Source organism: Kitasatospora sp. NPDC101447, assembly GCF_044767225.1.
Taxonomy (GTDB): domain Bacteria; phylum Actinomycetota; class Actinomycetes; order Streptomycetales; family Streptomycetaceae; genus Kitasatospora.
The window spans coordinates 103,108-124,896 of sequence record NZ_JBIWNL010000017.1; the positions used below are offsets into that span (position 1 = coordinate 103,108).

Below are 21,789 nucleotides of genomic sequence, written 5' to 3' on the forward strand. Positions count from 1 at the left end.
CCGCGGGGTGGCGTCCGGGCCCGGTCGGCGGCCTCAGCGCTGCGCCGGGGGACCGGAGCCGGCGGTGTCCCGGTCTGCAGTGTCGGCCCGGTCGGCCGGGCCGGTCGGCGCCGAGGTCACGAACGTCCGCTCGGTGACCGCGGGGACCGGCCTCAGCACCAGCGCGGCGGCGCAGGCCGCGGTGACCGCCGCCATCGCGATCAGCAGCGTCCGGTAGTCGAAGCGGTCGATGAGGACCGTGCCGGCGGCCAGCGACAGCGACTGCGGGACCAGCACCAGCATCGTGCAGATGGCGTTGACGCGGCCCTGGAGCCGGGACGGCGTGTGGAGCTGCGCCGCGGACGACAGCACCACCATGATCCAGGTGATGGCGATCCCGTCCGCGACCTCGCCCGCGACGACGAACGCCAGGTTCGGCGCGCAGTAGGCGAGCGCCGCCACCGTGAACGCGCCGATCCCGAGGCCGGCGGTGCGCGCCATGCCGACCCGCCGGATCAGCGCGGAGACCGTGAGCCCGCCGACCACCGCACCGACGCCCTGGACGGCGTTCAGCGGGCCGAGCGCCGACGGTGGCCGGCCGAGCCCCTCGTCCACCACCGCGAACATCACGGTCTGGCTCAGGCCGATGACGCAGAACGCGCAGGCCGCCGCGTAGCCGATCCGGGCCAGCACCGGTGTGGCGCCGATGTGCCGCACGCCCGCGAGGGCGCTGCGGAGGAACGGCTCCCGTGGCGACTCCGGTCCGACCGACTCCTCGACCCGCAGGCCGGCGAGCGCCAGGATCGCGGCCAGGAAGGTGAGGGAGTTGAGCACGGCGAGCGTTCCGGCCCCGGCGGCCGCGTAGACCGCCACGCCGACCAGCGGGGCGATGATGCGCAGCCCCTGGGCGACGGTCTGCAGCAGGGCGTTGGCGCCGGTCAGCTGGTCGTCGGGGAGGAGGTCGCGGCGGATTCCGGCGGACGCGGCGCCGAGGACGCCGAAGGCGACGCCGTAGCAGACCGCCACCAGGTAGATGATCCAGAGCTGTTCGCCGCCGTGCACCGCGAGCAGGGACAGCACGGCCAGCGCCATCAGGGCGTTGGTGGCCATGAGCAGCGGACGCCGCCGCACCCGGTCGGCGAGGTGACCGAAGAGCGGCGACAGCACCATGGGCGCGCCGAGGGCGGCCTCGACCCCACCGGCGGCGGCGTTGCTGCCGGTGAGGTCCTTGGCCCAGATGCCCAGGGTCAGGAACAGGGCGCTGCTGCCGAAGCCGGAGAGCGCCTGGCCGATGAGCAGGCGGCGGAACCGGGGGTCCGCGAGCGGCTTCACCGCCTCTCCCGGCCGTCGCGGGGGTGCAGCAGGACGGGTGCGGACTCGTGGCCCCGGATGAGGTTGGAGTGCAGCCTGCGGGCCGGGCCGGCCGGTTCGGCGCCTTCGGCGCGGGCGAGCAACTCGGTGAACAGGACCCGCAGTTCGGTGCGGGCGAGGGCCCCGCCCAGGCAGAAGTGCGGGCCGACGCCGAAGGAGACGTGCGGGTTGGGCGTGCGCCGGACGTCGAAGCGCTCGGGCGCCTCGAAGACCGTCTCGTCCCGGTTCGCCGACGGCATCCAGACCGTCACCGGGTCGCCGGCCCGGATCGAGCGGCCGGCGATCTCGACGTCCCGGGAGGCCGTGCGCAGCACGTGCATCGCCGGGCTGGTGAAGCGCAGGACCTCGTCGACGACGCCGTCCATCCGGTCGGGGGAGGCGGCCGCGAGCCGCCACTGGTCGGGGTCGGCGGCGAAGGCGAGGAGTCCGCCGACGGTGGCGTGCCGGGTGGTCTCGTTGCCGCCCGAGATGAGGCCGTCGCAGTTGAGGAAGATCTCCTCGTCGGTGAGCGGCTCGCCGTCGACGAGGCCGTTGACCATGGCGCTGATGACGTCCTCGCCCGGTTCCTCGCGGCGGAAGTCGACGAGGTCGGCGTAGTAGGCGAGCATGCCGGCGTGTGCTTCGAGCCGGGCGATCGGGTCGACGTCGGAGGCGCCGAAGGCGGCCCGGGTGGAGTCGAGCATGAAGCGCCAGTCGCTCTTCGGCACGCCCAGCAGGTCGCAGATCACGGCCACCGGCAGGACGGCGGCGAAGTCGGTGAACTCGCAGGGCTCGCCGGCCAGCACCGGCTCCAGTTCCTCGCGGACGATCGTCCGCATGTTCTGTTCCAGGCGGGCGACCGTGCGCGGCGTGAACGCGGAGCTGATCACCCGCCGGATCTTCGCGTGCCGGGGCGCGTCCGTGACGATGAGCATCTTCCCGGCGGCCTCGGCGGTGGCGGTCGGGTTGTGGCCGATCCGCATGCCCTGGGCGGAGGTGAAGGTCGCGGTGTCCTTGAGCACCCGCTGGACGTCGGCGTGCCGGGTGACGGCCCAGAAGCCGCCGCCGTCCGGGGACTCGTTCCAGTGGACAGGGTGGTCGCGGCGCAGTCCGGCCCACACCGCCTCCGGGTCGCCGGCCCCGTACAGGGCCGGGTCGGCGAGGTCGACCGTCGGGGCGCCGGGGATGCCGGTTGCTTTCGTCATGACGCGCTTCCCTGGGTGGTGGCCGGCGCCGGGCCGAGCAGCTGCTCGGCCCGCGCGATGGACAGGATCCGTTCGGGCCGGCCGAGGACCAGCTCCGGGAGGTGCCGGGAGACGGCCGCCACCGGCCAGTCCCACCAGCGGGCCGTGAGCAGCCGCTCGACGTCCTCGGGGCCGTAGCGGGCGCGGATCACCCGGGCCGGGTTGCCGCCCACGATCCGGTACGGCGCCACGTCGGAGGCGACCAGGGCGCCTGCGCCGATGATGGCGCCGTCGCCGACGGTCACCCCGGGCATGATGGTGGCGCCGCGGCCGATCCAGACGTCGTTGCCGATCCGGGTGTCGCCCTTGCGGCCCGGCCCCCGGGCGATCAGGTCGTCGAGCAGGCTGTCGCGCCAGTCGCCCTCGAAGCTGAGGAACGGATAGCCCGTCGGACCGTCGAAGACGTGGTTCGCGCCGGCCATCACGAAGGTCACGCCCGCGGCGATGGAGCAGTAGCGGCCGATGAACAGGCGCTCGGTGCCGAACGCGTAGCGGACCCGGGCCTCCTCGAACCCGGCGGTGTCCTCGGAGGCGTCGTAGTAGGAGAAGTTCCCGGCGACGACCTTGCCGTCCGGTTCGAGCACCGGGCGGATGAAGACGAGGCGGTCGTCGCCGAGCGGACGCGGATCGCGGGGGTCCGGGACGTCCAGGTCGGGGTCGAGGTCGGGGTCGGCGTCGGGCCCGGGGGCGTGGTGGTCAGTCACGGCGGGCCTCCGGTGCGGCCGCCCGGTCGTCCCGCGGGGCCCGCAGGGCGGCCGTCACCAGCGGCCCCGACTGCTCCATGACGGCGGGCGTCATCATCGCGTCGTGGTCGGAGTCCACCACGTGGTGCTCGGCCGCGGTGAGGTACGGCTGCCAGGCCTGCGCCGCGGAGCCCCGCTCGGCGACGGTCTTGGCGGCGGCGATGCTCAGGACCCGCCCGTGGTAGCCGTCCGGGTGCGGCGGCCCGAGGAGGGCGGCGACGCCCTTGGCCGCGCGGACCAGGGCCCGGCTCTGGCGGGCGTCGAGGGCGCCGTCGGCGGACGGGCCGGCGATGACCTCGCCGGTCACCCACGCGGCGAAGTCGCCGTCCAGCTCCTCGGGCGTCACCGGGCGTTCGTACGGCCAGGCGTCGTAGAGGACGACCAGGTCGACCGTCCGTCCGGAGGCCTCCAGCAGGCGGGCGACCTCGTAGGACAGGACCCCGCCGAGCGACCAGCCCATGACGACGTACGGGCCGTCGGGGTGCGTCGCGGTGATCAGGTCCGCGTAGCGCCGGGCCAGCGCGTCGAGCGACTCGACCGCCTTGAAGCGGCCGTGGCTCTCCGTCACCTGGATCCCGTAGACCGGCTGGTCCCGCTCCAGGTGGGGCAGGACGGAGCTGTAGCACCAGCTGAGCCCGCCGATGGGGTGGATGCAGAAGACCGGGCGGCTGCTCGCCCGGCCGCGCCGGAGCTCGATGACGCTGGCGTACGGGTCGGTCGGGGCCTCGTCCAGTCGGGCGGCGAGCCCCGCGGCGGTGGGCGCCTCGAACAGCGTCGCGATGCCGATCTCGGCGCCGAGCAGGGCGCGGATCCGGCCGATCAGCCGGGTCGCCAGCAGCGAGTGACCGCCCAGCTCGAAGAACGAGTCGTCCGGGCCGACCCGGTCCAGGCCGAGCTCCTGCGCGAAGAGCCGGACCAGCACGGCTGTGCGCGGGTCGTCCGGGGCGTCCTCGCCGGCCCGGCCGTCGGCGGCGGGGCCGCTCACCGACGGCGCGGGCAGGGCCTTGCGGTCGAGCTTCCCGCTCGGGGTCAGCGGCAGCCGGTCGAGGACCACCACATCGCCGGGGACGAGGTACTCGGGCAGGTGCTCGGCCGCGTACCGGCGCAGGGCGCCGGCGGGGTCCCGGTCCTGCGGCTGCAGGCCGGCCGCCAGGACGGCGTAGGCGACCAGCCGGACGTCCCCCGGGCGGTCCTCACGGGCGACCACCGCGGCGTGGGCGACCTCCGGGTGGCCGGTGAGCACCGCCTCGACCTCGCCGGGCTCGACCCGGAAGCCCCGGATCTTGATCTGCTCGTCCGTCCGGCCGAGGAAGACCAGCTCGCCGTCCGTGGTCCAGCGCACCAGGTCGCCGGTGCGGTACAGGCGCTCGCCGGGAGCGCCGAACGGGTCGGGCAGGAAGCGCTCCGCCGTCAGCGCGGGCCGGTTCAGGTAGCCGATGGCCAGCCCGGCGCCCGCGAGGTACAGCTCCCCGGGCACGCCGGGCGGGACGGGGCGCTGCCGCGCGTCCAGCACGTACACCCGGGTGTTCGCCACCGGTCGGCCGATCGGGACGGCCTGCGGCACCCCGTCGACGGTGCGCATGGTCGCGCACACCGTGGACTCGGTGGGGCCGTAGGCGTTGACCACCTTCGCGAAGTGCCGGGCCGCGTCGAGGACGGCGGGGGTGCAGGCCTCGCCGGCGGTGATCAGCGTGACGCAGGCGACGTCCTCGTCGAACTCGGTGGCGAGGACCACGGCCGGCGGCAGGGTGGCGTGGGTGATGCCGTGGACGCGCAGGAAGTCCGCCAGGGCCGGGCCCGGGACGCGGTCCGACTCCGGGACGACGACCAGGCACCCGCCGGTCAGCAGCGCCATCCAGGTGTCCCAGACGGAGGCGTCGAAGCTCGTCGAGGCGAACTGCAGCACCCGGCTGTCGGCGTCGACGCCGAGCGTCGCCGCCTGGGCGTGCACCATGCTCGGGACGCCGCGGTGGGAGACCACCACGCCCTTCGGACGGCCCGTCGACCCGGAGGTGTAGATCACGTACGCCGGGTGGGCGGGGAGCAGCGGCGCGGTCCGGTCCGCGTCGGTGGGCGCCGCGGCCGGCCGGTCCGCGACCGAGCGCCGCAGCTGTTCGTCGTCCAGCGCCAGGACCGGCAGGCCGGGGGCGGTGGGCAGGGCGGCGGCGACCTCGCCGGTGCTGAGCACACACGCCGGGGCCGCGTCCCGGAGCATGAAGGCGACGCGGTCGGCGGGGTAGGACGGGTCGACCGGCAGGTAGGCCGCCCCGGCCTTCAGGACCGCGAGCAGGGCCACCACGCCCTGCTCCGAGCGGGGCAGGGCGAGGGCCACCAGGCGGCCCGGCCCGATGCCGCGGGCGATCAGCTCGTGCGCCAGCCGGTTGGCGCCGGCGTCGAGTTCGGCGTACGTCAGCTCGGTGCCGAGGCAGCGGACCGCCGGGGCCGCGGGGGTGTGCGCGGCCCGGGCGGCGAAGAGCTCGGGCAGCGTCCCCGCCGGTACCTCGGTGGTGGTGTCGTTCCAGTCCCGGAGGACCTGCCGGTGCTCCCGGGCGGAGAGCAGCCCGACCTCGCCGATGCGGCGGCCCGGGTCGGCGGCCAGCGCCTCCAGCACCAGCACCAGCCGGTCGGCGATGCCCTCGACGGTGGCGTGGTCGAACAGGTCGGCGTCGTACCCGATCGCGGCGACCAGGCCGGCGGCCGGCCCGGACGCGTCGTCGGAGCCCGGACGCTCGCCGAACACGAAGGACAGGTCGAAGGCCGAGATGCCCATGCTCAGGTCGTGGGGGGCGACCGCCAGCCCCGGGAGGGCGAGTTCCGCGCTGATGCTGTTCAGCATCGAGACGCTCACCTGGAACAGGGGGTTGGCGCCGGGTACCCGGGCCGGGTTGAGCGCCTCGACCAGGGTCTCGAACGGGACGTCCTGGTGGGCGTAGGCGCCGAGGTCGGCCTCCCGGATCCGGCCGAGGAGTTCGGCGAAGGTCGGGTCGCCCGAGACGTCGGTGCGCAGCACCAGGGTGCTGGCGAAGAAGCCCACCAGACCGTCCAGCACGGCGTCGGCGCGCCCGGAGGTGGCCGTGCCCAGCGGGATGTCGGGCCCGGCGCCGCAGCGGGAGAGCACCACGGCGACCGCGGCCTGCAGGGCCATGAACACGGTGCAGTCGTGGGCCCGTGCGGTGGCGGCCAGGGCGGCGTGCAGCGCCGGGCCGACCTCGACCGCGACCTCCCCGCCGCGCAGGCCGACCGTGCCCGAGCGCGGCCGGTCGAAGGGCAGCGCGAGCTGGTCGGGGATGCCGGCGAGGGTCCGGCGCCAGTACTCGGTCTGCTGCGAGAGCCGGCTCGCCGGGTCGTCCTCGGCGCCGAGGAGGTCCCGCTGCCACAGCGTGAAGTCGGCGTACTGGACGGGCAGCGGCGGCCACGCCGGGGCCGTGCCGGTGCGGCGTGCCGCGTACGCCTCGGCGAGGTCGTCGAGCAGCGGCTCCAGCGACCAGCCGTCGCAGGCCACGTGGTGGACCACCAGCAGCAGGACGTGCTCGTCCGGGGCGAGACGGAAGAGGCGGGCGCGCAGGGCGGGTTCGGTGGTGAGCCGGAAGACCTTCCCGCTCTCCCCGGCGAGTTCGGCCTCCAATGCCTCCGGGGTGGTGTCGGTGACGGTCAGGGCGGTCCGGGCCTCCGGGCCGGTCAGGACCTTCTGCCAGGGGTGGCCGTCCTCGGTGGGCAGGACGGTGCGCAGCGACTCGTGCCGGTCGACGACGTCGCCCAGGGCGGCGTTCAGTGCCTCGACGTCCAGGGCGCCCGTGAGGCGCGCCGCGTACGGGATGTTGTAGGCGGCCCCGCCGTCGAGCTCGTTGAGGAACCAGAGGCGGCGCTGGGCGAAGGACAGCGGCAGGCGCTCCGGGCGCACCGCGGGGCGCACGGCCGTGCGGGCCTGCTGCGCGAGGGCGGCGGTGGCGGCCAGGCCGGCCGGGGTCGGGGCCTCGAAGACGGCCCGGATGGACAGTTCCACGCCGAGGGCGGCGCGGATCCGGTCCACCAGCCGGATGACCAGCAGCGAGTGCCCGCCGAGCTCGAAGAAGGCGTCCTCGACGCCGACCCGCTCCAGGTCGAGGACGTCGGCGAACAGTCCGCACAGCGCCTCCTCGGTGGCGTTCGCGGGTTCGCGGCCGGCGGGCCCGGCGGAGACGTCCGGTGCGGGCAGGGCGGCGCGGTCGACCTTGCCGTTGCGGGTCAGCGGGAGGGCGTCCAGGACGACGATCGCGGCGGGGACCATGTGGGCGGGCAGGTGGGCGGCGGCGAAGTCGCGCAGTGCGCGGGAGTCCGTCCCGTCGGGGCAGGCCGCGTAGGCGACGAGCCGGCGGTCGCCGGGGGTGTCCTCGCGGACGAGCACGGCGGCGCCCCGGACGGACGGGTGCCGGCCGATCGCGGCCTCGACCTCGCCGAGTTCGATCCGGAAGCCGCGGATCTTCACCTGGTCGTCGGTGCGGCCGCAGTACTCCAGTTCGCCGGCGGCGTTCCAGCGGCCCAGGTCGCCGGTGCGGTAGAGGCGGCCGCCGGGCACGTCGCCGAACGGGTCCGGGAGGTAGCGCTCGGCCGTCAGCGCGGGGCGGCCGAGGTAGCCGCGGGCCACACCGGGACCGCCGACGTGGATCTCGCCGACGACCCCGGTGGGCACCGGCTCGCCGCGGGCGTCCAGGACGACCAGCCGCCAGCCCGGGATCGTGCCGTCGATGGGGGAGACGTTCCCCTCGGCCGCGGCGGCGGGCCCGGTCCCGACGGGGGCCAGCACCCGCCAGGTCGTCAACACGGTGTTCTCGGTGGCGCCGTAGGCGTTCACCAGCCGGGTGGAGTCCGCCGGGTGCCGGCGCTGCCACCTGCCGACGGTCGCGAGGTCGAGCGCCTCGCCGCCGAGCACGACCAGCCGCAGCCGCAGCGCGCCCAGCGGGTGCTGTGCTTCCCGGGCCACGAACTGCCGGAAGGCGGACGGCGTCTGGCTCAGGACGGTGACCTGCTCGCGGGCCAGCACCCCGTGTAGCGCGTCCGGGTCCATCCCCGCCTCGCGGGGCACGACGACCAGGCGGCCGCCGAAGGCCAGCGCGCCCCAGATCTCCCAGACCGAGAAGTCGAAGGCGAGCGAGTGGAACAGCGTCCACACGTCGGTGTCCGACGGGTCCGCGAGGCCCTGGACGGAGGCCAGGAACGCGGCGAGGTTGCCGTGGGTGACCTCGACGCCCTTGGGCCGGCCGGTGGAGCCGGAGGTGTAGATGACGTAGGCGAGTTCGGCCGGCCCGGGCCGTACGGGCGCAGGCCCGGGGGCGTCGGCCGGGTCGGCGGCGCCGGTCGTTCCGGTGGCATCCGTCGTTCCGGTCGCGTCCGTCGTTCCGGTGGCGTCGAGGGTGCGCCACGGCCCGTCCGGGACGCGGGCAGCGGTACCGGGGTCGGTGAGGACGAGCGGCACCCGGGCGTCGTCGAGGATGAACCGCAGGCGGGCCGGCGGGTAGTCCGGGTCGACGGGGACGTAGGCGGCGCCGAGCCGCAGGACGGCGAGCACGGAGGCGACCATGTCGACGGAGCGGCCGAGGCAGACCGCGACCCGGTCGCCCCGCCGGACGCCGGCGCCGGCCAGCAGCGCGGCGATCCGGGCGGCGCGTTCGTCGAGTTGACGGTAGGTCAGCCGGGTGCCACTGCCGTCGGTGACGGCGGTGTTCCCGCCGACGGCCGCGACCTGCGCCGCGAAGCGCTCGACCGCCGAGGGCCGCACGTCGGGCAGCGCGCCCGCCGGTCCGCCGAGGTCGAGCAGCCGCTGCCGCTCGGCCCGGTCCGTCACCGGGAGTTCGCCGACCGGCCGGTCCGGATCGGCCAGCGCCCCGGCGAGCAGCAGCTGCCAGCGGCGGGCCACGGCCTGCGCGGTGGCCCGGTCGAAGACGTCCTCCGCGTACTCCAGCACGCCGCTCAGGCCGGCCGGCTGCCCGTCCTCGCGGTGTTCGGTCAGGCCGAGGCTGAGGTCGAACTTGGCCGCCCCGGCGCCGAACGGCTCCTCGGCGACCGTCAGGCCGGGCAGGACCAGGCCGCCCTCCCCGCCGGCCTCCAGCGAGAAGCTCACCTGGAACAGGGGGTTGCCGCTCGCGGTGCGGACGGGGTTGACGGCCTCGACCACCCGGTCGAAGGGGACGTCCTGGTGGGCGAACGCCGTCAGGGCCGTGCGGCGCACCCGCTTCAGGAGCTCGCCGAAGGTCGGGTCGCCCGAGCAGTCGACCCGGAACACCAGGGTGTTGACGAAGAACCCGACGAGCTCCTGCAGGTCCTCGTCCGTCCGGCCGTCCACCGGCGAGCCGATCGGGATGTCGGTGCCCGCGCCCAGCCGGCTCAGCAGCGCCGCGAACGCCGCCTGCAGCGCCACGAACGGCGTGACCCGGTGCTCGCGGGCCAGCCGCGTCAGCGCCCGGTGGGTGTCGGCGTCGACCTCGAAGTGCACCGTCCCGGCCGGCGAGGAGCCCGCCGTGGGCGGCCTCGGCCGGTCCCGGGGAAGCACCAGCTCCTGCGGCGCGCCACGCAACTCCTCGCGCCAGTGGTCGAGTTGCCGGGAGACCAGGCTCTGCGGATCGTCCTCCGCGCCGAGCGCCGAGCGCTGGCGCACCGCGTGCTCCGGGTACTCCAGGGGCAGGGCGGGCCAGGCCGGCTCGGCACCGGCCAGGCGCGCCGCGTAGGCCGTCCCGAGGTCGCGCTCCACGAGCCCGAGGGACCAGCCGTCCGCCGCGATGTGGTGCAGCACCAGCACCAGCACGTGCTGCGCCGGGCCGGTCGCGAACAGCCATGCCCGGACGGGGAGTTCGGAGGTCAGGTCGAACTCGTGCCGGCAGGCGAGGTCGACCCGGCCCGGCACCTCCCCGGCGGCGCACTCGGCGGACTCCACCGTGAACCGCCCGGCGACGTCGCCGGGCGGCACGACCTGCTGCCACGGCTCGCCCGCGATCTCCGGGAACACCGTCCGCAGCGCCGCGTGGCGCCGTACGACGTCGCCGAGCGCCGCCGTGAGCGCGGTCCGGTCGAGCGGGCCGGAGATCCGCACCACCCGGGGCATGTTGTACCCGGCCCGGTACTCCCCGAGCCTGGAAAGGAACCACAGCCGCTGCTGCGCCGGTGACAGCGGCAGCCGGCCGGCACCCGCCGCGGCGGGTGCGTCCGGCGACAGGGGTGCCGGGGCGGGAGTCGACCCGTCTTCCCGGGCGTCCAGACCGTGTGACATCCGATGTACCTCCAACTCCGTCCCGTACGACCGTGACTAGGCGCTGCGCAGGCTCTTGGGCCGCATGTCGGTCCAGTTCCGCTCGATCCACTCCAGGCAGTCCGGCTTCTTGCCCCGGGCCCCGGCGTCCTGCCAGCCGGGCGGGTTCTCCCGGTCCTGGGGCCAGATCGAGTACTGCTCCTCGTCGTTCACCACGACCTTGTAGTCCAGGTCGAGTTCGTCGTCGGACATGGCAGACCTCCACAGGGGGAAAGGGGTTGGGATGACGGATGGTGCGGGTCCCGCCGTGTGCTGGCGGGGTGTCGGGAACGTCAGGCCGACAGGTGGCGCGCGAGTTCCGCGACCGTGGGGTGGAGCTGGACGTCGACCGGCTTGAGCGGGAGGCCGAGTTCGCGTTTGATCCGGAAGGCGATCTGCACGGCCCGGACGGAGTCCCCGCCGAGGTCGAAGAAGTCGTCCTCCGCGCCGACGCGCTCCACCTTGAGGATCTCCGCCCACACGCGGGCCAGGGCCTCCTCCAGCGGGGTGTGCGGCGCCACGTGCCCGGCCGCGGCGGCGGAGCGGACGGGTGCGGGCAGCGCGGCGCGGTCCACCTTGCCGCTCGGCGACAGCGGCAGCGCGTCCAGCACCACCACCGCGGACGGCACCAGGGACGCCGGCAGCCGGCGGCCCAGCCAGGCGCGCACCTCGTCGGCCGAGACCGCGGCGGAGGCGGCCGGGACGACGTACCCCACCAGCCGGCGCTCCGCGCCCTCGCCGAGCGCGGCGGCGGCACCGGCGGCGACCCCGGGGTGCGCCCGCAGGTGCGCCTCGACCTCGCCGAGCTCGATCCGCAGACCGCGGACCTTCACCTGGTCGTCGGTGCGCCCCAGGTATTCGAGCTCGCCGGCGGGCGTCCACCGGGCCACGTCGCCGGTCCGGTACAGGCGTGCCCCGGGCGCGTCGCCGGTCGGGTCGGGCACGAAGCGCTCGGCGGTCAGCGCGGGGCGGCCGAGGTAGCCGCGGGCCACGCCGACGCCGCCGATGCAGAGCTCCCCGCGGACACCGGGCGGCACCGGCCGGCCCGCCCCGTCCAGGACGTGGGCGACGGCGCCGGGAACGGCCCGGCCGATCAGGACGTCGCCCTCCGCGGCGCAGCGGTGGGCGGTCGCGTAGACGGTGGCCTCGGTCGGGCCGTAGGCGTTGACCAGCTCGGCCGCCGCGGCCCAGCGCGCGGCCAGGGGCGCCGGGAGCGCCTCGCCCGCCACGACGACCCGGCGCAGCGCGGGCAGGTCGCCGGGGTCCAGGCCGGCCAGGACGCTCGGCGGCATCGACAGGACGGTCGGCCGGTGCGCGCGGATCGCCGCGACCAGCCCCTCGCCGACGCGGTCGGCCCCGCCGGGGGAGACGACGAAGGTGGCGCCGGTGGTGAGGGCGGACACCAGGTCGGCGACGGACACGTCGAAGCTCAGCGACGCGAACTGGAGGAGCCGGTCGTCCGGGCGCAGGGCCATGACCTCGTCCGTGACGGCCACCAGGTTGTCCAGCGACCGCCAGTCGACCTCGACCCCCTTGGGCGTGCCGGTGGAGCCCGAGGTGTAGATGACGTAGGCGAGTTCGGCGCCCTCGGGGCGGACGGTTCCGCCGAGGTCGGCGTTCGGCGCCTGGTCGGCGTTCCCCGCCCTGCTGGTGACGAGCGTGCGCCAGGGGCCGTCCGGGACGCGGCCGGTGGTGCCCGGGTCGGTGAGGACGAGCGGGACGTCCGCGTCCTTGAGGACGAACTCGATCCGGCTCGCCGGGTGGTCGGGGTCGATCGGGACGTGGGCGGCGCCGAGGCGCCACACGGCGAGGACGGCGGCGACCATGTCCGCGCCGCGGCCGAGGCAGAGCCCGACGCGGTCGCCGCGCCCGATCCCGGCCCCGGCGAGCAGGGTGGCCAGCCGGGCCGCGCGTTCGTCGAGCCCGCGGTAGGTCAGCCGTCCGCCCGCCGCGTCGGCGACGGCGGTGGCGTCGCCGTTCGCCGCGACCTGCGCCGCGAACCGGGCCAGGACGCCCTGCGGCGCGGGGGTCGCGGTGCGTGCCGCGGCCGGGGCCGCGGCCGGTCCGGCGAGCTCCCCCTCCGGGTCGGTGACCAGGGCCTCGACGGCCCGGACGTGCTGCCCGGCGATCTCCTCGACCTGGGCCGGGGTCAGCCGGTGGGCGTCGTAGTCGATGCACAGCTGCAGGCCGTCGGTCAGCGGGTTGCGGAAGAACGTGACGGTGAGCGGGACGTCGGCCGGCTCCACCCGGCGGCTGGCGGTCAGTTCGCCCAGGCCGCTGAGCAGGTCCGCGTGCGCGCCGTCGCCCATGGTGTCGCGCATGACGTGGAAGTTGTTGAAGGTGAAGTTGGTGGTGAACAGGTCGCGCCCGCCGGCGAGTTGCCGGATCCGGGCCAACGGCATCCGGCGGTGGGGCAGGATCCCGGCCTCCGCCTCGAAGACCCGGCGGACCAGGTCGGACCGGCGCCCGCCGCCCACCGCGAGCCGGAACGGGACGGTGTTGAGGAACAGCCCGCGGGCCTCCGTCCCGCCGGTCTCCTCCAGCCGGCCGTTGAGCGTGACGCCGCAGCAGACGTCGTCGAGGCCGGTCTGCGCCGCGATCACCTGGAGGTGCGCGGCGAGCAGGACGGTCTTCTCCGGTACGCCGAGGCGCCTGGCGAGCGCCCCGACCCGCGGACCGAGGCCGGCCGGCAGGTGCGCGTCGCGCCAGCCGTACCCGTCGACCACGCCGCTGGCGCCGTCGCCGCGCAGGGCCTGCCCGGCGGGCCGGGGCGCCTGTTCGGCGAGCGCGGGGAGCTGCGGCAGGGTGTGCCCGGCGAGCGTCTCGGACCAGAACCGCCCGGCCTCGGGCGAGGCCGACGCGCGCTGCTCCAAGGCGACGAAGTCGCGGTAGGCCGAGGCCGGGGGCGGGAGTTCGGCCGGGCCCGCGCCGTCCAGGAGCCGGGTGTAGTGCAGGAGGATCTCGGTGATCGTCGACCACAGGCTCCAGCCGTCGAGGATGGAGTGGTGCTCGACCAGCGTCCACTGGAAGCTGTCGTCGGTGAGCACCTGGACGCCCAGGCGCAGCATCGGCGGCCGCTCCAGGTCGAACGGGCGGCGCTCCCGCTCCAGCAGCTCGTCGACGGCCCGGTCCTGCTCGGCCGGGTTCAGCGCCCGCAGGTCCTCGACGACGAGCGGCACGTCGGCCTCGCGGTGGACGAGCTGCAGCGGCTCGTCGTAGCCCGTCAGGTCGAAGCCGGTCCGCAGGACGGGGTGCCGGGCGACCACGGCCCGGACGGCGCGGCGGAACGCCTCCTCGTCGAACCGGTACGGCAGGCGGTAGCTCGCCGCGTTGACGTAGGGCAGCGCCTGCAGGTCGGACGCCATGTGGTAGATCATTCCGACCTGGAGGGCCGTCATGGGGTAGGCGTCGTCGAGGTCGGCTCCGGGGCCGTCGGCGATCCGGGCCCGGTCGGCCGCGGAGAGCAGCCCGAAGGGCTCGGTGCGCGCGCGGTCGCCGGCCGTGTCGGCGGCGGCGGCGAGGTCGGCGAGGGTGCGGTGCCGGTAGATCTGGGCGACGGCGATGCCGAGTCCGCGCCCGCGGGCGAGGGCGGCCACCTGCACGGCGCGGATGGAGTCGCCGCCGAGGTCGAAGAAGCCGTCGTCGGCGCCGACCCGCTCGACCCGGAGGACCTCGGCCCAGACCTCGGCGAGGACCTCCTCGGCCGGGGTGCGCGGTGCCACGTAGGAGGCGGCGTCGCCGGAGACGTCCGGTGCGGGCAGGGCGGCGCGGTCGACCTTGCCGTTGCGGGTCAGCGGCAGGGCGTCCAGGACGACGACCGCGGCGGGGACCATGTGGGCGGGCAGGTGGGCGGCGGCGAAGTCGCGCAGCGCACGGGAGTCGGTTCCGTCGGGGCAGGCCGCGTAGGCGACGAGCCGGCGGTCGCCGGGGGTGTCCTCGCGGACGACCGCGGTGGCGCCGCAGACGGACGGGTGCCGGCCGATCGCGGCCGCCACTTCGCCGAGTTCGATCCGGAAGCCGCGGATCTTCACCTGGTCGTCGTTGCGACCGAGGTATTCGAGTTCGCCGCGGGCGTTCCACCGGGCGAGGTCGCCGCTGCGGTACAGACGGGCGCCGGGCACGCCGCCGAACGGGTCCGGGACGAAGCGCTGGGCGGTGAGGTCCGGGCGTCCGAGGTAGCCGCGGGCCACGGCCTCGCCGCCGACGTACAGTTCGCCCTGCACGCCGACCGGTACCGGCTCGCCGTGGGCGTCCAGGACGAGCGCCCGGTAGCCCGGAAGGGCACGGCCGATCGGGCTGCTGCCGGCCTCGATCCGCTCCTCGTCCAGGACCTGCCAGGTGACGTGCACGGTGGTCTCGGTGATGCCGTACATGTTGACGAGGACGGGGTGGCCGGGCTGCCGTCGGCGCCACCAGGTGCGGACCGCGGCCGGGTCGAGCGCCTCGCCGCCGAACACGACCAGGCGCAGGCTCGGTTCGGCCTCCGGGCGGCGTTCCGCCTCGGCCGCGAGCTGGCGGAACGCGGACGGCGTCTGGTTCAGGACGGTGACGCGCTCGCGGACCAGCAGGTCGAGGAAGGCCGCCGGGTCGCGTGTCACGTCGCGCGGGACGACCACCAGGCGCCCGCCGTGGGCGAGGGCGCCCCAGATCTCCCAGACCGAGAAGTCGAAGGCGACCGAGTGGAACAGCGACCAGACGTCGGTGTCGCGCAGGCCGACGGTCTGCTCGCCGGCGTCCAGCAGCGCGGCCAGGTTGCCGTGGGTGACCTCGACGCCCTTCGGCCGGCCGGTGGAGCCCGAGGTGTAGATGACGTAGGCGGGTTCGCCGGGCTCCGGGCGGACGGCTCCGGGGTGGACGGCTCCGGGCCGGGGGTCGTCCGGCGCTGCGGTGGTGAGGAGCGTGCGCCGGCCGCCGGCGGGGACCCGGCCGACGGTGTCCGGGTCGGCGAGGACGAGCCGGACACCGGCGTCGTCGAGGACGTAGGCGATCCGGTCCGCGGGGTTGTCGGGGTCGACGGGGACGTAGGCGGCGCCGAGGCGCCAGGCGGCGAGGACGGCGGCGACCATGTCGGCGCCGCGGCCGAGGCAGAGCCCGACGCGGTCCCCGCGCCCGACCCCGGCCCCGGCGAGCAGCGCGGCGAGCCGGGCGGCGCGCTCGTCGAGCCCGCGGTAGGTCAGCCGTGCGCCGGTGCCGTCGGTGACCGCGACGCGGTCACCGGCCGCCGCGACCTGCGCGGCGAACCGCTCCGGCGCCGACGGCCGCACCTGCGGCGCCGGAGCCGTCCCGGCGAGCTGCGCCCGCTCCTCGGCCGACAGCAGTTCGGCGCGCGCCACGGGTGCGTCCGGCTCGGCCAGGAGGGCTGCGAGCAGCCGGCGCCAGTGCCCGACCAGGCGCTCGACCAGCTCCGCGTCGATCAGCTCGGTCCGGTGTTCGACCTCGATCTCGATCCGCTCGCCGTCGTCGTTGACGTTCCAGGTGAGGTCGAACTTGGCGGTCGCGGTGTTCACCGGGACGTGGGCGGTCTCCAGCCCCGCCATCGGGGGCGCCGCATGGCCGCGGGCGTAGCCGAACAGGATCCGGAACAGCGGCGAGCCGTCCCGGTCGGTGCCGAGCCGCCGGGCGAGGTCCTCCAGGGCGACGTCCTGGTGCTCCAGGGCGTCGATGAACGCGTCCCGGGCGGTGTCGAGCAGCCCGGTGAAGTCGGTGCCGGGGCGGGCGGCGATCCGCAGCGGGACGACCTTGACCAGACAGTCCACCAGCCGGTCCGTCCGCGGATCGTCCCGGCCTGCCAGCGACGTCCCGATGACGACGTCCGGCTGCCCGCTGTAGCGGGTGAGCAGCGCGGCGAACCCGGCGAGGAGCGTCACGGCGGGGCTCACCCGGTGGGTGCGGCCGAAGGCGCGCACGGCGGCGCAGAGCGAGTCGGGCAGGGTGAACCGGGACGTCGTGCCCCGGTTGGTGCGGGCCGTCGCCCGGCGGCCGGAGCCGAACAGCTCCGTCGCCGCGGGGGCGTCGCGCAGCGTCCGCTCCCAGAAGGCGAGGTTCTCCTCGGCCGTGGCGGCGTCGAGCGGCCGGAGCTCGGGCTCCTGCGGCGCCTCGTCGGGTCCGGGCGTGCGGTCCGCGCCGGGCCGGTAGTGGGTGGCGAGGTCCTCCAGCAGGACGTCCACCGACCAGCCGTCGCTCACGAGGTGGTGGGACACCAGCAGCAGGAAGCACTCGTCCTCGGCGTACCGCAGGGCGGTCACCCGCAGCAGGGCGTCGCCGTCGACGGCGAAGGGACGCGCGATCTCCTCGGCCATGGCCCGCCGGGCGGCCGCCTCGTCGGTCAGCCGGAGCTCGCGGACGGGGACGTCGCCGTGGTCGAGGACGGTCCGGCGGGGGAGGCCGGCGGCGGAGGAGAACCTCGTCCGCAGCGCGCGGTGGCGGCGCACGAGCGCCGCGACGGCGTCCCGCAGCCCGTCCGTGGACAGCTCGCCCCGCAGGCGCAGCGCGACCGGCACGTTGTACACCGGCTGCCCCGGGTTGACCTGCTCGGCCAGCCAGATGCTCTGCTGGGTCGGCGACACGGGTAGCGAGTGGGTCGAGTGGGTCATGACGCCGCACCTCTTTCCTGATCGGCGGTCTGCCGCTGCCGGTGCTCGTCCGCCCGCGCCAGCCGGATGACCCTGACGGTCCTGTGCAGGCCCGGCAGGTCGGGCTCGTGCGCCTCGATGTGCGCCGCCAGCGCGGCGACCGTCCCGTCGACCAGCAGGACGCGCAGCGGCACCGTGACGGACAGTTCGCGCCGCAGCCGCGCCACGATCCGGGTCGCGGTCAGCGAGTAGCCGCCGAGCGCGAAGAAGTCCTGGTCGGCGCCGACGGCCTCCACACCCAGCTCGTCGGCCCAGATGTCGGCCAGGACGGTTTCGAGGGCCGCGCGCCGCCCGGAGGCCGGGGCCGGACCGGCGGCCGGGTCCTCGTGGGTCGGGGCCTCGCCGAGCGGGGCCCCGTTGAGCGGGGCCCCGGCGGCCCGGTCCTCGCCGAGCGGGGCCCCGGCGGCCCGGTCCGGCGCGACCGGCTCCCCGACGGGCAGCCACCCGTCGGCCGGCAGTTCCGGATCCCGCACCACGGCCGCGAGGAGCGACAGGTAGTGCTCGACGAACCGGGCGATGTGCGCGGCGTCGTAGCGGTCGGCCCGGTACTCGACGTTGCCGATGGTCCCCGAGGTGGTGGACTCCAGCGTCACCATCAGCCCGAACTTCGCCGAGCGGACCCGGACGGGCACCTCCTCGGCCTCCGCCCCCGGGAGCACGAGCCGCACCGGATCGACGTTCAGCAGCTCGAAGATGACCGAGGTCAGCGGCGAGCCCGGGGCGCCGTGGGCCCGCCGCTCCCGCAGGGCGGTCTCCAGCGGGTAGTCCTGGTGCGCGTAGGCGTCGATGACGGTGGTCCGGGCGCGGTCCAGGAGCTCGCGGAACGGGAGCCCGGCGGCCAGCCCGGTACGCAGCTGCACGAGGTTGACGAACGAGCCGACCGTCGTTTCGAGTTGCGGGTGGTTGCGGCCGGCGACGGAGGTGCCGACGGTGAGGTCGTGCCCGCCCGAGTAGCGGTGCAGCAGACCGAGGAAGGCGGCGTAGAGCACCATGAACGGGGTGGTGCCGCTGCGCCGGCCGAGCGCCTCGACCTCGCCGAGCAGCCCGGCGGGTATCTCGAAGCGGTGGCAGCCGCTGCGCAGCCCGGGGCCCGCGTCGGGGCGGTGCAGCGCCGTCAGGTCCACCTCGGGGGCGGTGACCACGCCCTCCCGCCAGTGGTCCTGCAGCGCGGGCAGCCGCTCGGCCAGCACGCCGCGGTGCCAGGCCGCGTAGTCCAGGTAGCCGGTGCGCGGCCCGTCGTCCGGTGCGCCCGCCCGGCCGGCGTACAGCGTGCCGAGCTCGTCGACGAGGTGGGCCAGCGACCACTGGTCGCAGACGATGTGGTGGACGACGAGGACGAAGGCCCAGTCGTCCTCGGCGAGGCGTACGAGCACCGCGCGCAGCGCGTTCTCGGCCAGGTCGAAGGGCGTGTTGACGGTGCGGTCGACCAGCGCGGCGAGGGCCGCCTCGTCGTGGCCGGGCAGGTCGACGGTCTCGAAGGGGGCCGCCGGGTCCGGGGCGAGGCTCTGGACGGGGCCGGCGTCCGACTCGGTGATCCGCAGCCGCAGCGCCTCGTGCCGCCGCACCAGCTCGTCCAGGGCCCGGCGCAGCGCGTCCGGGTCCACCGTGCCGCGCAGCCGCCAGTACAGCGGGAAGTTGTACTGCGCCGCGCCGGGGTTGAGCTGTTCGGCGAGCCAGATCCCGGTCTGCGCGGAGCTGAGCGGGTGGGCGCCGCCGGCCGGTGCGGTCGGGATCGGCCGCACCGTCGAGGGCGCGGCCCGGTCGATCCGGTCGGCGAGCGCGGCGAGCGTGGGGTGGTGGAAGAGGTCCTCCACGGTGAGCTCGACGCCGAAGAGGGTGCCCGCCCGCATGGCCACCCGGGCGGCCAGCAGGGAGTGCCCGCCGAGGGCGAAGAAGTCGGACTCGGCGTCGATCTCGGCGGGGGAGACGTCCAGCACCTCGGCCCAGACGGCCGTCAGGAGGCCCTCGGTGGTGGTCGGTTCGGGGCTGCCGGGCGCCGCCGGGGAGGCCTGCGCCGGCTCCGGGGCCGCGTCCTCCTCGACGTCGAGCAGGGGCAGGTCCGGCGACTCCAGGAGCGCGGCCAGCACCTGCCGGACGTCGCCGCAGAAGGCCGTCACGGCGGCGGGGTCGTAGAGGTCGCGGTCGAACTCGCAGCCGGCCTCCTTGCGGTCCGGGTCGAGGACGAGCACCACGTCCCGGTCGGCGAGCTGCGGTGCGATGCCCCGCCACTCCTCGGCCGGGCGACCGAACAGCACCGCGACACCGGAGCGCCCGGCGGACCCCGACCCGGATCCGTGCTCGGTGTCCAGCGCGGTTTCGAGCTCGGCGTCCAGCCGGCCGAGGGTCACCGTCGCGGCGGCCCGGCCGCCCGACTCGACCTCGACGTCCAGGAGTCGGGCCGGTCCGAAGGCGGTGCCGACGGCGAGCGCGGTGCGGCCGCGGCGGTGGCGGGCGGCCAGTGCGGCGGCGACCGCGGCGACCGCCACCGTCTGCGGCTCGACCCCGTACCGGGCGGAGACCTCGGAGAGGCACTCGGCGAAGTCGGCGCCGTCGAGGCCGACCGTCGCACGCCGGAACTGCGGCACCGGCGGGCGCGGCCGGTCGGGCGGCAGCGTCGCGTGCTCGGCTGGCCGGCCGGGCCGGAAGGGGCTAGCCGACATCGGCGATCGACTCCTCGGCGTCCTTGACGATGACGGTGCGGCCGAGGACGAGGGCGTCCAGCTTCGAGCGCAGGAAGGTGCGCAGCGCCTCCTGCGGGGTCGCGATGATCGGCTGGCCGCGCAGGTTGAAGGAGGTGTTCAGCACCACCGGCGTGCCGGTGCGCCGGCCGAAGGCGCCGATCAGCTCGAAGAACCGCGGGTTGCTCGCGGGGTGGAGCACCTGGACGCGGGCACTGCCGTCGACGTGGGTCACCGCGCCGAGGTTCTCGCGCTGCTCGGCGCGGGTCTGCGTCACGAACAGCATGTGGGCGTACCGGGATTCGGTGCCCGGGTCGATCTCGAAGTACTCGCCGGCGTCCTGGACGCGGACCACCGGCGCGAACGGCCGGAAGCTCTCGCGCTCCTTGACCACCTCGTTCAGGCGGTCGCGCATCGCCTCGGTGCGCGGATCGGCGATGATGCTGCGGTTGCCGAGCGCGCGGGGGCCGAACTCCATCCGGCCCTGGACCCACGCGGTGATGTTGCCGTCGGCCAGCAGCTGCGCGACCCGTTCGGCGAGTTCGGCGTCGGTGGCGTACTCCTCGACGGTGCAGCCCTCCGGCTCGCCGACCGCCGCCGCCAGCTCCTCGTCCGAGAACCCGGGCCCCCAGTACGGCATGGACATCCGCCCGGCCCGCGAGGCCCCGGCGGCGTCCGCCGCGAGCGCCGCACCGATCGCGGTGCCGTCGTCGCTGGAGGCCGGCTGGACGAAGACGTCGTCGAACAGGCGGCTGCGCGAGACCAGGCCGTTGAGCGTGCAGTTCAGCGCGACACCGCCGGCCAGGCAGAGCCGGGACAGGCCGGTGCGCTCGCGGGCCGCGCGCAGGACGTGCAGCATCGCCTGCTCGGTGATCGCCTGCAGGCCCGCGGCGATGTCGGCGTGGTCCTGGGTCGAGGGCTGCCCCGGCAGCCGGGCCGGGCCGAGCACGGCCGCCAGCTCGCGCAGGACGCCCTCGTGGGTCTCGTGCTCGAAGGCCGTGCGGTCCCGGGCCAGCACGGGGACGGTGTACGTGCCGTCCTCCCGCAGCCGCACCATCGCGGCGAAGCGGTCGTAGTAGCGCTGCGGGTCGCCGTAGGGCGCCAGGCCCATCACCTTGTACTCGTCCATGAAGGGCACGAAGCCGAGGTGGTGGGTGACCAGGCTGTAGAGGATCCCGACCGAGTGCATGGCCGGGATGGTGCTCAGCACCTCGATGGACTCGCCCCGGCCGACCGCGACGGTCAGGCTCTCCGACTCGCCCATCCCGTCGCTCACCACGATCAGCGACTCCTCGAACCCGCTGGGGTAGAAGGTGCTGGCGGCGTGGGCCAGGTGGTGCGGGACGGGCCGGAAGCGGTCGTCCCAGGGGCGGCCGGGCAGGAACTTCCCGGCCAGCGCGAGCTGCGACTCCGTCGAGTACACCTCGCGGAACCGGGCCGCGGAATGCGGGCTCCCGAAGCTGTCGGCCGGCTCCCCGTAGGCGAAGCCGTGCGCCAGGACGTCGATGTCGTCGGGCCCCAGACCGGCCTGCCCCAGGCAGAACTCGATCGCGTTGACGGGGAACGACCCGGTGGTCTTCTCGCCGGTGAACCGCTCCTCCGCGGCGGCGGCCACGACCTCGCCGTCGATCACCAGGGCCGCCGCCGAATCGTAGCCCTGGGCGAACCTGTGCAGCCGGGGATCGAGCCCGGGGAAGGCCTCCCGCTTGAATTCCAGACCGCCGTTCAGCCCGCTGTAGCCGAGGACGCGCATAGTCTCCAACCTCACCGTCGATGCCGCGCGGAATTGTTCGGCCCTCACGCTAGGCCGGGAGATCCCCGCACGTCGCCGCCCGTAGGTCGGGACCTGACCTGTACTTCGGTACGGCCGGAATTCCGGTCGAAAGGACGAGCGGTGAAGCGTTG

The 21,789-nt window shown here is 75.6% G+C and carries 8 protein-coding genes; all 8 read right to left on the reverse strand.

The window, feature by feature from the left end; translation table 11 throughout:
• Nucleotides 1–33: 33 nt before the first annotated feature.
• The 8 genes from ACIRST_RS24120 to ACIRST_RS24155 all read right to left on the reverse strand — a co-directional run bounded on the left by ACIRST_RS24120 (nt 34) and on the right by ACIRST_RS24155 (nt 21,637).
• The gene (locus ACIRST_RS24120) at nt 34–1,311 is read right to left on the reverse strand and encodes an MFS transporter (protein WP_350522725.1); all 1,278 of its coding nucleotides are present in this window, start codon (nt 1,309–1,311) and stop codon (nt 34–36) included.
• Entirely contained in the window at nt 1,308–2,534 is a 1,227-nt protein-coding gene (locus tag ACIRST_RS24125) for a cytochrome P450 (protein WP_402804235.1), read from the reverse strand. Before ACIRST_RS24125 ends, ACIRST_RS24120 begins: the two co-directional genes overlap by 4 nt.
• A complete protein-coding gene (locus tag ACIRST_RS24130) occupies nt 2,531–3,277 on the reverse strand; it encodes a CatB-related O-acetyltransferase (RefSeq protein WP_350522723.1) in 747 nt (248 codons plus the stop codon). Before ACIRST_RS24130 ends, ACIRST_RS24125 begins: the two co-directional genes overlap by 4 nt.
• Nucleotides 3,270–10,556 (reverse strand): amino acid adenylation domain-containing protein, encoded by a 7,287-nt coding sequence (locus ACIRST_RS24135; protein ID WP_402804237.1) that lies wholly within the window; start codon nt 10,554–10,556, stop codon nt 3,270–3,272. The genes ACIRST_RS24130 and ACIRST_RS24135 overlap by 8 nt, the downstream gene beginning before the upstream one ends.
• 36 nt (nt 10,557–10,592) lie before the next feature.
• Nucleotides 10,593–10,787 (reverse strand): MbtH family protein, encoded by a 195-nt coding sequence (locus ACIRST_RS24140; RefSeq protein ID WP_350522721.1) that lies wholly within the window; start codon nt 10,785–10,787, stop codon nt 10,593–10,595.
• A gap of 80 nt (nt 10,788–10,867) precedes the next feature.
• Nucleotides 10,868–17,167: an amino acid adenylation domain-containing protein gene (locus tag ACIRST_RS24145; RefSeq protein WP_402804239.1), complete on the reverse strand. Its 6,300-nt coding sequence runs from the start codon at nt 17,165–17,167 to the stop codon at nt 10,868–10,870.
• Complete coding sequence (locus ACIRST_RS24150; protein WP_402804241.1) at nt 17,164–19,866, reverse strand: condensation domain-containing protein; 2,703 nt, start codon at nt 19,864–19,866, stop codon at nt 17,164–17,166. Before ACIRST_RS24150 ends, ACIRST_RS24145 begins: the two co-directional genes overlap by 4 nt.
• Nucleotides 19,856–21,637 (reverse strand): carbamoyltransferase, encoded by a 1,782-nt coding sequence (locus ACIRST_RS24155; protein WP_402804242.1) that lies wholly within the window; start codon nt 21,635–21,637, stop codon nt 19,856–19,858. Before ACIRST_RS24155 ends, ACIRST_RS24150 begins: the two co-directional genes overlap by 11 nt.
• Nucleotides 21,638–21,789: the final 152 nt, after the last annotated feature.